Genomic DNA, 13779 nt, shown 5'->3' with positions numbered 1-13779 from the left:
TCGACATCAGCAAACGCATGACACGATCCGGAGATGCATGGCCGGGCCGCGCGCGCCCTCGCGGGCGCACCGCGCGCGGTGTTCAAGAACGCGCGACACCATGCCGCGCGATCTTCACGCGCGTTCCAGGTGACGAAGGTCGAGCCCGCGCGTTTCCCGTCCGAAGATCGCGACGAGCGCCAGCGAGGCCGCGGCCGGAACCATGATGATGCCCGCCACGACGCCCATCGCCGGCACGTGACCGGCGATGCTGAGCGACTGGGCCAGCAGCCCGCCGCCCTTCGAACAGGCCGCGATCCAGCCGGTGGCCTTGCCCCTGACGCCGAGCGGCACACTCTCGGCGGCATAGGGCAGCAGGATCGCGATGATCCCGTTCGAGCCCACGATCAGCAGGCCCACCGGCCACACCGGGCTCCCCACCCCGGCCATCTCCAGGCGCAGAACCAGCAGCAGCCCGGCGAGGGTGACGCCGATCATGGCGACGAGCGCCCATTTGCTGCTCCAGCGGCTGTAGAGCAGCGCGGCGACGAACACGGTCGGGAAGGCGATCAGCGCCGATTCCGCGAGCAGCCGGCTCGACACCGCGACCGAATAGCCCTTCGCCACCAGATCGGCCGGCAGCCACAGCAGCAGGCCGAAGTTGATGAGGCCCCAGGCGAGCGCGCAGATGCTGAGCGCGGTGATCTTGGCGACCAGCCGGGCGCCGGTCAGGGCGGTGTATCCGGCGTGAGCCACGGCGACGGTCCGCGGCGCGGCACGCTCGGCCCGCGAGCCGAAGCGGCGCATGACCTCCTCCGCCTCGCGACGTCGGCCACGCGCGAGGAGGAACTTGGCCGATTCCGGGATGAAGGCCCCGAGCAGCACCAGCGTGAGGCCGGTGGGCAGGTTGATGAGCCACAGGATGCGCCAGCCGAAGATCGGCTGGAGCAGCGCGGAGGCGCCGCTCGCGGCGAAATAGCCGCCCACCGCACCGAGACCGCCGACCAGCACCAGCGCCCAGCCGCGGTGCCGGCTCGGCATCATCTCGGCCAGCAGCGCATAGGTGACCGGCAACATGCCGCCCGCCGCCAGGCCCATCATGAAGCACATGCCGATGTTCCACGCGAGGCTCGGCATCGCGCCGCAGATCGAGGTGCCGACGAACATGACGGCGGACAGCAGGATCGACGCCTTGCGGCCGTAGATGTCGGCGATCACGCCCCAGACGAACGATCCGGTGACCGTGCCCATCAAAGCGAAGAAGGGCACGAGGCTGACGGTCGCCTTCGGGACGCCATATTCCCCGACCATGCCCGGAACCGTGAAGCCGAGCGTGGCCGGCTTCATCACGTCGATGACGAGCGCAACCACCAGCACGATCATCAACCGCCAGTGCTGCCAGCCGAGTTTCGCATCCTCGGGCGCGGCGACGGTGATCGTCGCGGCGGCGACACGCTGGGCGGCGACGTCGCGCGGCAGCAACCCATAGCCGGCGACCGCGACCCCGGCGACGATCAGCCCCATGCCGGCGATCATGCCCGAGTCCATCGGCATCCCCGCGAGGTGATAGTGCATCGACCGCGCCATCAGGAACATCGGCAGGTGCGCGATCACCCCGATCGTGACCGCGATACAACCGAGGATGAAAGCCCAGAGCGCCTGCCGCTCGGAAGCGACGCTCGATCGCGATGAACCTGCTGCTGCCATGCGCGGACACTATCGAGGACGCCGAAGCGGCACCAGCGGGGTTGCCGCATTTTCCGGGACAGCGTGGCGTTATGGGGGGCAGGCGGCTTCGTGGGCCTCGCCCTGATCGTTGATACGGCAGGGGTCAGCGCCGATCGCGAACGGCTTGAGGTGGTGGAAAGCGGACGCTCCGCTCATCTACCGATCAGGCTTCGGACCCCGTGTGCGATATGCCAAGAAGCGTCGCGCGAAGGCGAGCAGGGCGCCACGATTTTCTGCTTCGCGCCTGCGCATTTTCGCGGCCAGCCGTGCTTCGCGGTCAGGAGGATCTGCGATCAACTGCCGGAGCCTTGTAACGTCGCCAGATTGTCCGGTCTCCTCGATCTCTATCCACGGTTGCTGCAAGAGCCACCCGGCCAACCGGTCCACGAGCTTGCCCTCGCTTTGCTCCAACTGCATGAAGCGATCGTCAAATCCGTAAAACATTTCCCTGACCGCGCCGTTTTCTTCACGCTCATATAGATCGTCGATCTTCCCCTCGTTCCTGATTGAGAAATGCTCGAAGTCTTCTATGAGTCGACCGTGCTCCGGAAGACCGATCGTCTTGAGGAACTTCGCCATCAGCTTCAATTTTGGACGGCAGTTTTCCTCGTTCTCGTAATATTGAGCGTGCCCACCGTTGCCGCGCTCTCCATGATATTCCCAAACATCAAGAAAGCGCAGAACCTCCGGAGGAAGCTCGTCCTCCTCATAGCCCCGCTCAACAGCCTCTTCGATGAAATATCCTACCCACAAACAAGCTGCGCCAGGCTCGTCGGTCCGCACTTCGCTTTGTGGAACCGGAATGCGTTCAATCAATCGTTGCTTCATGCGCTAACCCCGTCTCCAACGAGCCCTGGACTTAGCGCGTCGGAGGAACGTCCGCTATTGGGGCGGGAGCCGCCCCAGCGCCGGAACGCCGAAAGTTGGTGGAAAGCCGCCATTCCCTGTCGGACTCAAGGTAGCCTAGCTATGGCGCTCTGCGATGATCCACCCGGCGACGACGGTTGGAGAGATTAGTAGAAACGGCCAGCTATCCGCGCCAGGAATGCTCGCGAGACGCAGGAACCACTGGCCTACGGACACCGCGCCCATGCCGAACAAAACGAGCGCGAAGATCACCAGAAATCCCATTGGATGGCAGGGCATGTAGCTCCACAAGACTCTTGCGAACCAGATTTCACGCCCTTTCTCGTTTCGCTTGCTCATTCACGCAGGCTGCCCCGCGCGATCAACGTCTGCAAGTGGGCGTTCTCCGCACCGCGCCACTCCAGGCCGCTTGTGAGCAAAGACGCGTCGAGCGACTTGCCCCCGCGTCAACATGCCGTCGGCGGAGGTGATGCCGCGATCGCGGGCGCTTTGCGAACCTCGGCGCGGTTCCGAAGCGCTCCGCCGCGCCGGGGCGTTCCGGGGGCACCGTGCCGCGAGACCACGGCTGGGGGGCGTGTCGAGCCGTGGATGCCGGCACGGGTCGGGCATGACGGAAGGGCTCTCGCGACGGATCGCCCTACCGCCCTACCCCGCGCGCGCGATCTCGCGCCAGCCGATGTCGCGGCGGCAGAAGCCGGTCGGGAAATCGAGCGCGTCGACCGCCGCATAGGCCGCGGCTTGCGCCGCGCGGACGTTGGCGCCGGTCGCCGTCACCGCCAGCACGCGGCCGCCCGCCGCGACCAGCGCGCCGTCCTGGAGGCGCGTGCCCGCCTGGAACACGCGCGCGCCGGTCGCCTCGGCGGCGTCGAGCCCGGCGATCGTGCCGCCGGTCTCGGGCGTGCCGGGGTAGCCGCGCGCGGCCATCACCACGGTGAGCGCGGTGGCGTCGGTGAAGCGCGCGGGGGGGCGCTCGCCGAGCCGGCCGTGCGCGACCGCGAGCATCACGTCGAGCAGATCGTCTTCGAGCCGCAGCATCAGCACCTGGCATTCGGGATCGCCGAAGCGGGCGTTATATTCGATCAGCTTGGGGCCGTCCGCCGTCAGCATCAGCCCGGCGTAGAGCACCCCCGAAAAGGGCGTACCCTCGGCGGCGAGCGTGCGGACGGTCGGCCGGATGATCTCGTCGAGCGCGCGGCGTTCCAGCTCGGGGGTCAGCACGGTCGCGGGGCTGTAGGCGCCCATGCCGCCGGTGTTGGGGCCGGTGTCGCCGTCGCCGACGCGCTTGTGGTCCTGCGCGGTGCCGAACGGGAGGATCGCCGCGCCGTCGGTCAGCACGAACAGGCTGACCTCCTCGCCGTCGAGGAATTCCTCGATCACCGCTTCGCCGCCGGGCGCGGCGAACAGGTCGCGCAAGGCGGCCTCGGCGGCGGCGCGGGTCTCGGCGACGGTGACGCCCTTGCCGGCGGCGAGGCCGTCCGCCTTGACGACGACGGGGATGCCGAATGTGTCGAGCGCGGCGAGGCCCGTGTCGAGCGCGGTGACGCGGGCATAGCCGGCGGTGGGAATGCCGGCGCGGTCGCACAAAGCCTTGGTGAAGCCCTTCGAGCCTTCGAGCCGCGCCGCCGCCGCCGACGGGCCGAACACCGCGATGTCCGCCGCGCGCAGGCTGTCGGCAAGGCCATCGACGAGCGGCGCCTCGGGACCGATCACGACGAGGCCGATCGCGCGCTCGCCTGCGAACGCCACCACGGCGGCATGATCGGTCACATCGAGCGCGACCACCTGCGCATGCGCCGCGATGCCCGGATTGCCCGGTGCGGCGAACAGCGTATGGAGGCCCGGCGATTGCGCGAGCTTCCAGGCGAGCGCATGTTCGCGACCCCCCGAGCCGATCAGCAGGACATTCATGGCGGACCCCTTTTACGATAGCCAGGCGCGGCTGGTAGCCGAGGAGATGGCGGGCGACAACGCCGCGCCGCTTTCGGTCGCCGAACTCGCGGCCAAGCTCAAGCGCGTGGTCGAGACCGAGTTCGGCCATGTCCGGCTGCGCGGCGAAATCTCCGGCTACAAGCGCGTAGCCTCGGGCCATGCCTATCTCGCGCTCAAGGACGATGGCGCGGTGATCGACGGGGTGATCTGGAAAGGGCAGGTCAACATGCTGCCGTTCCAGCCGCAGGACGGCGTGGAGGTGATCGCGACCGGGCGGATCACCACCTATCCGGGGCGCTCCAAATATCAGATCATCATCGAGCGGATGGAACTGGCCGGCGAAGGCGCGCTGATGGCGCTGCTGGAGAAGCTCAAGGCCAAGCTGGCGGGCGAAGGGCTGTTCGAGACCAGCCGGAAGAAGCGGCTGCCGTTCCTGCCGGGCGTGATCGGCGTCGTCACCTCGCCGACCGGGGCGGTGATCCGCGACATCCTCCACCGGCTCGAGGATCGCTGCCCGAGCCGCGTGATCGTGTGGCCGGTCAAGGTGCAGGGCGAAGGCTCGGCGGCGGAGGTGGCGGCGGCGATCCGGGGGTTCGATGCGATCGCGCCCGGCGGCGCGGTGGCGCGGCCCGATCTCATCATCGTCGCGCGCGGCGGCGGCTCGATCGAGGATCTGTGGTCGTTCAACGACGAGACGGTGGTGCGCGCGATCGCCGCCTGTTCGATCCCGATCATCTCGGCGGTCGGGCATGAGACCGACACCACGCTCGCCGACTATGCCGCCGACCTGCGCGCGCCCACGCCGACCGCGGCGGCGGAGATGGCGGTGCCGGTGCTCGCCGACCTGCGGCTCACGCTGGCCGCGCACGGCCAGCGCACCGAGCGCTGCGCGCGGCGCTATCACGAGCGCGGGCGCGAGCGGCTCGACGCGCTGGTGCGGGTGATCCCGAGGCGCGACGCGTTGCTCGGGCCGCAGCGGCAGAGGGCGGACGATCTCGGCGCGCGGCTCGATCGCGGGCTGGAGCGGCGCGTGACCACCGCGCGGGGGATGCTCGATCGCTCGGCCGGCGCGCTCCGCCCGGCGGTGCTGGTGCGCCAGTTGGAGAGCGCGCGCGACCGGCTGGCGCGAACCTGGCGGCTGGCGCAGTCGCTCAATCCCGATGCCTTGCTCGACCGGGGCTATGTGCGCGTGACCGCGCGGCCGGGCGGCGAGACGCTCGTCACCGGGGCGGCGGCGCGCGCGGCGGGCGCGGTGACGCTCCATTTCCGCGACGGGCAGGTCGATGCCAAGGTTGAGCGCGCGTCGCCCAAGCCCTATGATCGCAAGTCCGATCCGGCCGACCAGCCGAACCTGTTCTAGCCGAGAGCCGACCATGCTGATGCCCAACACCGATCGCCTCGCCCGGCTGCACTATATGGCCAACGGCTTCCGCGTGCTCACCCCCGGCGACCATGTGCTGTGCGCGGTGAGCGGGGCGCGGATCGCGCTCGAGGATCTGCGCTATTGGAGCGCGGCGCGGCAGCAAGCCTATGCGAGCGCGGCGTTCGCCACCGAGGCGCTGAGCGCCTGATGCGCGCCGCGAGAACGACTGCCGCCGCCGTGCTGCTGCTCGGCGGATGCGCCACCGTGCCGCGCTATCCGAGCATCCCGGCGCCGCCGCCGGCGCGGGTGACGCCGCCGCCGAGCGTGCCGCAGCGTCCCGCCGCCCCGGTGCGATTCAGCTACACCGGCGCGATGGTGCAGGGCGGGCTGGTGATCGGCGCCGCGCCCGCCGGCGCGACGCTCGTGAGCGTCAACGGCGCGAGCGTGCCGGTGGCGCGCGACGGGCGCTTCGTGTTCGGGTTCGACCGCGACGCCGGGGCGGTGACGACGCTCGCCGCGACGCTCGCCGACGGGCGGCAGGTGCGCGACCAGATCAGCGTCGCGCCGCGAAGCTGGAACATCTCCCGGCTGGCGAGCCTGCCCAAATATCCGGTGCCCGCCCCCGAATTCGCGCGGATCCGCCCCGGCGAGCTCGCGCAGATCGCCGCCGCGCGCGCGGTGCGGACCGACGCGCAGGGCTGGCGGCAGGCGTTCGCCTGGCCGGCGACCGGGCGGATCTCGACGCTGTTCGGATCGCAGCGCATCTACAAGAACGGCGAGGCGGGCGCGTATCATTCGGGGCTCGACATCGCCAAGCCGACCGGATCGGTGGTGCTCAGCCCCGCCGACGGCGTGGTGATCCTGGCGGCGGACCATCCCTTCACGCTGGAGGGCAATCTGCTGATGATCGACCACGGCATGGGCCTCAACAGCGCGTTCCTCCACCTCTCGCGGATCGACGTGCGGGTCGGCGACCATGTCCGGCGCGGGCAGCCGATCGCGCTGTCGGGCGCGACCGGGCGGGCAACCGGGCCGCACCTGCACTGGGCGATCCGCTGGCGCGACGCGAAGCTCGACCCGCTGCTGGTGGCGGGGCCGATGGCGGGGGCAGAGTAGGCGCCCGCCACAAAAATGCCCAATTTGTAACGGCGTATTTCAGCCCTGATACAAAGCTGTTGCAGTTCGGATACACCCTCCACCAAAGTGGGCCGCAGCCTGAACGACACCTTTACAGGTTGAAAGCACCGCCTCATCCCTTGGGGCATGTTCCGAGCGGCATTCGTCCGACATCGGAATCGGCTTTCCTGCGCGGGCGCAACGATTCGCCAGCCAGGGCATGAAAAGGGACTTTCAGGACCATGACCATTCGCTCTCCGGGGAAGGTGCGCCTTCTTCTCGCCGCCGCCCCGCTCGCCATGGCGCTGGCAGCGGCTCCCGCCGTCGCGCAGGATACGCCCCCCGCTCCGCTGCCGGCCTCGTCCGCCGATCAGTCGACCGACACTACCCAGGACGTCGTCGTCACCGGTTCGTTGATCCGCAACAGCGCCACCGCGACCGCCGCGCCGATCAACACGCTGACCGCGCAGGATTTCGTGACGCGCGGCCAGAACACCATCGCCGAGGCGCTGCAGACCATTCCGGCCAATGGCGCCGGCACGATGACGCGCGCGTGGAACAGCTTTGGCTTCGCCACCGGCGCGACCGCCGTGTCGCTGCGCGGCCTCACCACCGGCAACACGCTGACGCTGTTCGACGGCCAGCGCTCGGCGATCTACCCGCTCGGCGATGACGGCCAGCGCAGCTTCGTCGATCTCAACACCATCCCGCAGGCGATCGTCGAGAAGGTCGACGTGCTGCAGGACGGCGCCTCCTCGACCTACGGCGCGGACGCGGTCGCCGGCGTGGTCAACGTCGTCGTCAAGAAGCAGATCGTCGGTCTGCACGCCAACGCCTCCGCAGGCATTTCGGAGCATGGCGACGGCGCCGAGAACCGTGCCGACCTGACCTATGGCTACGGCAAGCTCAGCGAGCAGGGCTTCAACTTCTACGTCAGCGCCGAATTCCAGACCAACAATCCGATCTACGCGCGCGATCGTGGCTATCCGTACAACACCAACGATTACAGCCGCGTCTGCAACGGCGCGGGCAACTGCCTGACCAACGAGACGATCAACGGCATCCAGCCCGACGGCACGCTGTCCGCCTTCGGCGCGACCCGCGTTCCGGCGGTACGGCCATATCTCAACGGCGCCCCGGTAGCCGGTGGTAGCTGGCAGTTGCTGAACCCAGCGGCGGGCTGCCGTGACCTGACGGCGATCACGCTGACGCCCGCGCAGCAGGCTGATCTCGCCGGCAAGGGCGCGCCGACCACCGGCGCCGTCTGCCAGCAGGACAACATCAACGACTATCTCCAGGAAATCCCCAAGGAGCAGCGCTTCGGCGCCACGGCGCACCTGACCGTCAACGTCGGCAGCCGCGCGCAAGCCTATGCGATGGGCAATTTCTACGAGACGCAGACGAACAGCAGCATCGCGCCGCTGACCTTCGCCGGCCAGACCGCCGCCGGCGGCACGCAGTTCACGCTCAGCCCGGTGCTGCTCCCCGCCTACGTCTGCCCGCGCGGCACCACGATCGCCTGTACCGCCGCCAACGGCACGCTCAACCCGAACAACCCGTTTGCGGCCGCAGGCCAGGAGGCGCGTCTCAACTATCGTTATGACCGTCCGCGCCAGACGCTGACCGACGCCAAGACCTACCGCTTCGCGGCCGGGATCGCCGGTTCGTTCGGCGACAACTGGAAGTATGACGTCAACGGCACCTATTCCGAAGTCGATCTGCGCGTCACCAACAAGAACTATCTGAACCCGCAGCGTCTGATGGACGTCATCAACGACGGCACTTTCAATTTCGTCGATCCGTCGCGCAACAGCGAGGCGATGCGCGAGTATATCGCCCCGACCAACGACACCTATTCCAACTCGAAGCTGTGGCAGGTGCAGGCGACGCTGTCCAAGGCGCTGTTCGCGCTGCCGGGCGGCGATCTGACCGCCGCGGTCGGCGGCGCCTATCGTCACGAGTCGGTCTTCAACCCGAGCGCGAACGCGCCCAACGAGATCAACCCCGCCGATCGCTATTACAGCATCAACTCGGTGAGCACGATCGGCAGCCGCAACGTCCGCTCGGGCTTCTTCGAGATCGACGCGCCGATCTTCGATCAGTTGACCCTCAACGGCTCGGGCCGTTACGACAATTATTCGTCGGGCCAGGACAATTTCTCGCCGAAGATCACCGCGATCTTCAAGCCGATCGAACAGCTCCGCTTCCGCGGCACCTGGTCGCGCGGCTTCCGCATCCCGAGCTTCAACGAAGCCTATGGGCAGCCGACCACCGGCTATATCACCGCGACAGTGACTCCGGACCAGCCGGGCGGTGCGGCGTATATCGCGGCGCACGGCAACAACGGCTATGCGACGTTGCCCTACAGCTACGGCCTGACCTCGAGCGGCAACCCCAACCTGAAGCCCGAAACGTCGACCACCTTCACCGGCGGCGTCGTCTTCGAGCCGACGCGTCAGTTCTCGTTCACGGTCGATTACTACCACATCAAGATCAAGGGGCTGATCGGCGCGCCTGACTATTCGGGTGTCGAAGAAGCCTATTACGCCAACAATGGTGTGGTGAACCTGCCGGGCATCAACGTCGTGAAGGGTATCGCCGACCCCGACCACCCGAACGCGCTGCCGCAGTTGGGCTTCATCCAGTACAGCTTCGTCAACACGACCTCGGAAGTGACGTCGGGTCTGGACTTCTCGGGGACCGCGCGGCTGCCGCTCGGCCACGGGATCAACCTGACCAGCCGCGTCAACGCGACGTATCTGATCAACCTCGATCAGACCACGCCGGGCGGCGTCGTGCAGAAGTTCGCGGGCACGCTCAGCCCCTGCAACATCACGTCGTGCTCGGGCGCGCCGCGGTGGCGCGGAAGCTGGGAGAACACGCTCGACTTCTCGGGCCGTGCCACGCTCAGCGCGACCGCCTATTACACCAGCGGCTACAACATGGCCTCGGTCGACTACGGCAGCGACCCCTCCGATTGCGCGGGCGCGATCGGCAACTCGGTCTATGCCTATTACAATGGCGATCCGTACAAGTGCCATGCGCGTCGCTTCATCGACGTCGACATGACCGCGACCGTCAAGGTGGCTGACCGCTTCACCCTCTACGCGAACGTGCTCAACGTGTTCAACGCGAAGCCGGACTTCAATCCGGGCCAGACCTACGACACGGGCTATGGCTACAACGTGGCGTGGGAAAGCCAGGGCTTCATCGGCCGCTTCATCCGCTTCGGCGCGAAGGTCGACTGGTAAGCTTCGGCACCATCGAAACCCGGAAGGGCGGCTCCGCGAGGGGCCGCCCTTTCCTTTTGGGGCGCGGCGCGGGGTGGCGGCGGTGCGGGCGGGCAACAGTCGCCCCGTCGTGGATCGCGCGGCGCGGCGGTCTGCCGGCAATACCGCGGACACATTCGTGCGCTAGCGATGTGGCACAATTGCTACAAATGCGGGCAAATCATCACACCGGGGAATCCCCCGTCTTTACACCCGGATCGGGCCCAGCCATCGTCCCTTATCCGCCTCACCATGCGCCGTCCGGCGCCGAGGCTCGGTATCTTCCACCGTTCGCGACGGGGCGCGCGGCGGGAGATCGCAAAGGGGAAAGACACTGATGCATTCCGTCCAGACGACTCTCAAGAACCGCCTGCTGCTGGGCGCGGCACCGCTCGCCGCGCTGGCGTCGTTCGCCGCGCCGGCGTTCGCGCAGGATCAGGCCGCGCCGGTACCCGCGACGCTGCCGTCCGACACGCCCGCCGCGCAGGACGACACCAAGGACATCGTCGTCACCGGTTCGCTGTTCGCGCGCCGCGAGACCGATTCGCCGTCGCCGATCACCGTGCTCACCACGGAAAACCTCCAGAAAGCCGGCATCACCAACATCTCCGATGCGATCCGTTCGGTTTCGGCCGACAGCGCCGGCTCGATCGGCAACGGCTTCCAGAGCGGCTTCTCGGCGGGCGGCAGCGCCATCTCGCTGCGCGGCCTTGGCGTGTCGTCGACTGTCGTCCTGGTGGACGGCCTGCGCTCGGCCAACTTCCCGCTCAACGACGACGGCCACAACGCCTATGTCGATCTGAACTCGATCCCGATCACCAACATCGAACGCGTCGAAGTGCTGAAGGATTCGGCGTCGGCGACCTATGGCGCGGACGCGATCGGCGGCGTGGTCAACATCATCACCAAGAAGCACATCACCGGCCTCGCCGGCGGCATCGAGGGTGGTCTCGCGGAGAAGGGCGACGCGCAGAAGTACAAGGCGCATCTGTCGGCCGGCTACGGCGATTACGAGACGCAGGGCTTCAACGTCTATGTGACGGGCGAGTATGAGTTCGACGGGCGCGTCAACAACCATGACCGCGGCTTCCCGTTCAACACGCTCGATCTCACCTCGATCGGCGGCGTCGACAACAACCGCGCCGACGATTCGCTCACCACCGCGACCGCCGACGCGATCGTGACGCGGGTGCGCCAGACCAATCTCAACAATCCGCTCGCGGGTTCGGTTGCGAACGCCAGCACCCCGGCGCTGTTCCAGACGCTGACCCCGCTCAGCAACTGCAACTTCGGCACCTTCACGGTCAACACCGCCACGCAGCAGGGCACCGCCTGCAAGCACAACCTGCAGGACGAGTACCGCCAGATCCTGCCGCTGCAGGAGCGCTACGGCTTCAGCGCGCGCGCCAGCCTGCGGCTCAGCGACACGATCGAGGGGTATCTCCAGGGCAGCTTCATGCATGACCGGGTCGATATCATCTCCCCGCCCAACAACATCCGTCAGGTCCAGCCGTTCGGCGGTTCGCCGTCGCTCTCGGCGAGCAACCCCGGCATCGTCCTGCCGGTGTGGATCTGTAACTCGGGCGTGAACTGCGCGACCGACCTGGGTGCCGCCGGTCGTCGCCTCAACCCGAACAACCCGTATGCGGCAGCCTATGCGAACGACCCCGCCAACGGCGCGGCGCGCATCTACTATCTGTTCGGCGATGCCCGTTCGGGCAGCAGCCGCACCAACGAAGTCTATCGTATCAGCGGCGGCCTGAACGGCCACTTCGGCGATAGCTGGGTCTGGAAGGTCGATGCCGTTTACGCGCAGGACAATCTGTCGCTGACCGACTACGGCTGGTACAACACCAACGCACTCATCAACGCGATCAACACCGGCTCGTACAACTTCGTCAATCCGAGCCTCAACTCGCAGGCGGTGCGCGACGCGGTGCTCCCGCCGATCAACACCCGCTCGCATTCGTGGATCGCGACCGTCGATGCCTCGATCGGCCGCACTTTGTTCGCGCTGCCGGGCGGTGACGCCAAGATCGCGGTGGGCGGCCAGTATCGCCGCGAATCGCTGACCAACAACAGCCGCAACCCGGGCCTCGACGTGAACGGCCTCAACACCTCGGCCGCGTTCGGTGACCGTGAGGTCGCGGCGGGCTTCTTCCAGATCGACGCGCCGATCCTGACGCAGCTCAACGTCGGCGTTTCGGGCCGCTACGATCACTATTCGGAAGGCTACGACCACTTCTCGCCGAAGGTGGAAGCGCAGTTCAAGCCGGTCGAGTTCTTCTCGATCCGCGGCACCTTCTCGAAGGGCTTCCGCGCCCCGACCTTCGCGGAATCCAACCCGCGCAGCTCGTATGCCGGGTTCTCGAACTACACGCCCAACGCGGCGTTCGTCGCCGCGCACCCGGGCAACTCGGCCTATTCGACGATCTATTCGTTGGGCAGCGGCGCGACCGGCAACCCCAATGTGCAGCCTGAGAAGTCGCGCAGCTTCACCGTGGGCGGCACGTTCCAGCCGACCCGCCGCGTGAGCTTCACGGTCGATTACTTCAACATCAAGAAGTCCGACCTGATCGTCACCGGCCCGCTCGGTGGCGCGGCGCGCAGCGCCTATTACTCGGTCGCATCGCAGAAGTTCGCTTCGTCTGACGCGGCCGCGGCCGCAGGCTGCGCCGCACTCGCCGCGGTCGGCCAGGGCTATTCGTGCAACGTCGTCGACGCCGCCGATCCGTTCAACCCGACCGCGCTGCCCCGCCTGCTCATCTACAACGTTCCCTATGTGAACGCGGATTATGAGATCATCTCGGGCCTCGACTTCGCCGCGCAGGGCCAGTTCGATCTGACCTCGGACATCCACTACACGACTCGCGCGGAAGTGACGCACACGCTGCAGTTCGACCTGCACACCAACGGCACGGTGCAGAAATACGCCGGTACGCTCGGGCCGCAGGAACTGTCCTCGGGCAACGGCACGCCGAACTGGCGCGGTAGCTGGCAGAACACGATCGAATACGGCAAGCTGGCGCTGACCACGACGACCTATTGGATCGGCCGTCTCAAGGAAGTCGCGGCGGATGAAGGCACGACCGATCTGTCGTGCGCCTCGGCGCTCTACAAGGCGGCGGATGGCTCGGACAAGTTCTGCTATGTCCACAGCTTCATCTACACCGACTTCAACGCCAACGTGCATGTGAACGACAATTTCGATTTCTACATCAACGTCGGCAACATCCTCGGCGCGCGCGCGCCGATCGCGCCGGCGGGCTACACCAGCTCGCCGAACTATCTGACCTCGTGGCACACGCCGGGTCTGATCGGCCGGACCTTCCGGGCGGGCGCGAACTTCAAGTTCTGATCTGTCGATCCGAGCCAAAAAATTGGGGCGGCTTCCTCGCGGAAGCCGCCCCTTTCTTTTGCCGTTTTCAGCCGTTCACCCCGAGCGAAGTCGAGGGGCCGGTTCAGCGAAGCCGAGGCCGTCGTGCGCGACGGTGCCTCGACTTCGCTCGGCACGAACGGGCGGGAAAC

8 protein-coding genes are annotated in these 13779 nt (G+C 67.4%); 5 read left to right on the top strand and 3 right to left on the bottom strand.

What is annotated here, in order from left to right:
- Positions 1-114: 114 nt before the first annotated feature.
- From BLS81_RS18635 to purD, 3 genes are all read right to left on the bottom strand, one after another.
- Positions 115-1686: an MFS transporter gene (locus BLS81_RS18635; RefSeq protein ID WP_093226138.1), complete on the bottom strand. Its 1572-nt coding sequence runs from the start codon at positions 1684-1686 to the stop codon at positions 115-117.
- Between the two features lie 177 nt (positions 1687-1863).
- Positions 1864-2535: a DMP19 family protein gene (locus tag BLS81_RS18630; RefSeq protein WP_093226136.1), complete on the bottom strand. Its 672-nt coding sequence runs from the start codon at positions 2533-2535 to the stop codon at positions 1864-1866.
- A gap of 684 nt (positions 2536-3219) precedes the next feature.
- The gene (gene purD / locus BLS81_RS18625) at positions 3220-4482 is read right to left on the bottom strand and encodes a phosphoribosylamine--glycine ligase (protein ID WP_093226134.1); all 1263 of its coding nucleotides are present in this window, start codon (positions 4480-4482) and stop codon (positions 3220-3222) included.
- Between purD and xseA the strand changes: the two genes are divergently transcribed.
- The 5 genes from xseA (at position 4481) to BLS81_RS18600 (ending at position 13609) form a co-directional block, all read left to right on the top strand.
- Positions 4481-5863: an exodeoxyribonuclease VII large subunit gene (gene xseA / locus BLS81_RS18620; RefSeq protein WP_093226132.1), complete on the top strand. Its 1383-nt coding sequence runs from the start codon at positions 4481-4483 to the stop codon at positions 5861-5863. The two genes, purD and xseA, sit on opposite strands and share 2 nt — an antisense overlap.
- A 13-nt stretch (positions 5864-5876) precedes the next feature.
- Positions 5877-6074: a DUF2093 domain-containing protein gene (locus BLS81_RS18615; protein WP_093226131.1), complete on the top strand. Its 198-nt coding sequence runs from the start codon at positions 5877-5879 to the stop codon at positions 6072-6074.
- On the top strand, positions 6074-6982 hold the full coding sequence (locus tag BLS81_RS18610) for a M23 family metallopeptidase (RefSeq protein WP_176787255.1): 909 nt from the start codon (positions 6074-6076) through the stop codon (positions 6980-6982). Before BLS81_RS18615 ends, BLS81_RS18610 begins: the two co-directional genes overlap by 1 nt.
- A 242-nt stretch (positions 6983-7224) precedes the next feature.
- Positions 7225-10233: a TonB-dependent receptor plug domain-containing protein gene (locus BLS81_RS18605; protein WP_256326332.1), complete on the top strand. Its 3009-nt coding sequence runs from the start codon at positions 7225-7227 to the stop codon at positions 10231-10233.
- A 355-nt stretch (positions 10234-10588) separates the two neighbouring features.
- Positions 10589-13609, top strand: a complete 3021-nt coding sequence (locus BLS81_RS18600; RefSeq protein ID WP_093226129.1) for a TonB-dependent receptor plug domain-containing protein — start codon at positions 10589-10591, stop codon at positions 13607-13609.
- Positions 13610-13779 lie beyond the last annotated feature (170 nt).

Source organism: Sphingomonas sp. NFR15, assembly GCF_900103265.1.
In the GTDB taxonomy this organism is placed as follows: Bacteria; Pseudomonadota; Alphaproteobacteria; order Sphingomonadales; family Sphingomonadaceae; genus Sphingomonas; species Sphingomonas pollutisoli.
The sequence above is the reverse complement of the archived record's forward strand: the minus strand, read 5'-3'. Positions and strand labels throughout refer to the sequence as shown.

Coding starts and splice junctions, on each gene's coding strand:
- BLS81_RS18635 (WP_093226138.1), bottom strand. CDS start 1,686: ATGGCAGCAGCAGGTTCATCGCGATCGAGCGTCGCTTCCGAGCGGCAG.
- BLS81_RS18630 (WP_093226136.1), bottom strand. CDS start 2,535: ATGAAGCAACGATTGATTGAACGCATTCCGGTTCCACAAAGCGAAGTG.
- xseA (WP_093226132.1), top strand. CDS start 4,481: ATGGCGGACCCCTTTTACGATAGCCAGGCGCGGCTGGTAGCCGAGGAG.
- purD (WP_093226134.1), bottom strand. CDS start 4,482: ATGAATGTCCTGCTGATCGGCTCGGGGGGTCGCGAACATGCGCTCGCC.
- BLS81_RS18615 (WP_093226131.1), top strand. CDS start 5,877: ATGCTGATGCCCAACACCGATCGCCTCGCCCGGCTGCACTATATGGCC.
- BLS81_RS18610 (WP_176787255.1), top strand. CDS start 6,074: ATGCGCGCCGCGAGAACGACTGCCGCCGCCGTGCTGCTGCTCGGCGGA.
- BLS81_RS18605 (WP_256326332.1), top strand. CDS start 7,225: ATGACCATTCGCTCTCCGGGGAAGGTGCGCCTTCTTCTCGCCGCCGCC.
- BLS81_RS18600 (WP_093226129.1), top strand. CDS start 10,589: ATGCATTCCGTCCAGACGACTCTCAAGAACCGCCTGCTGCTGGGCGCG.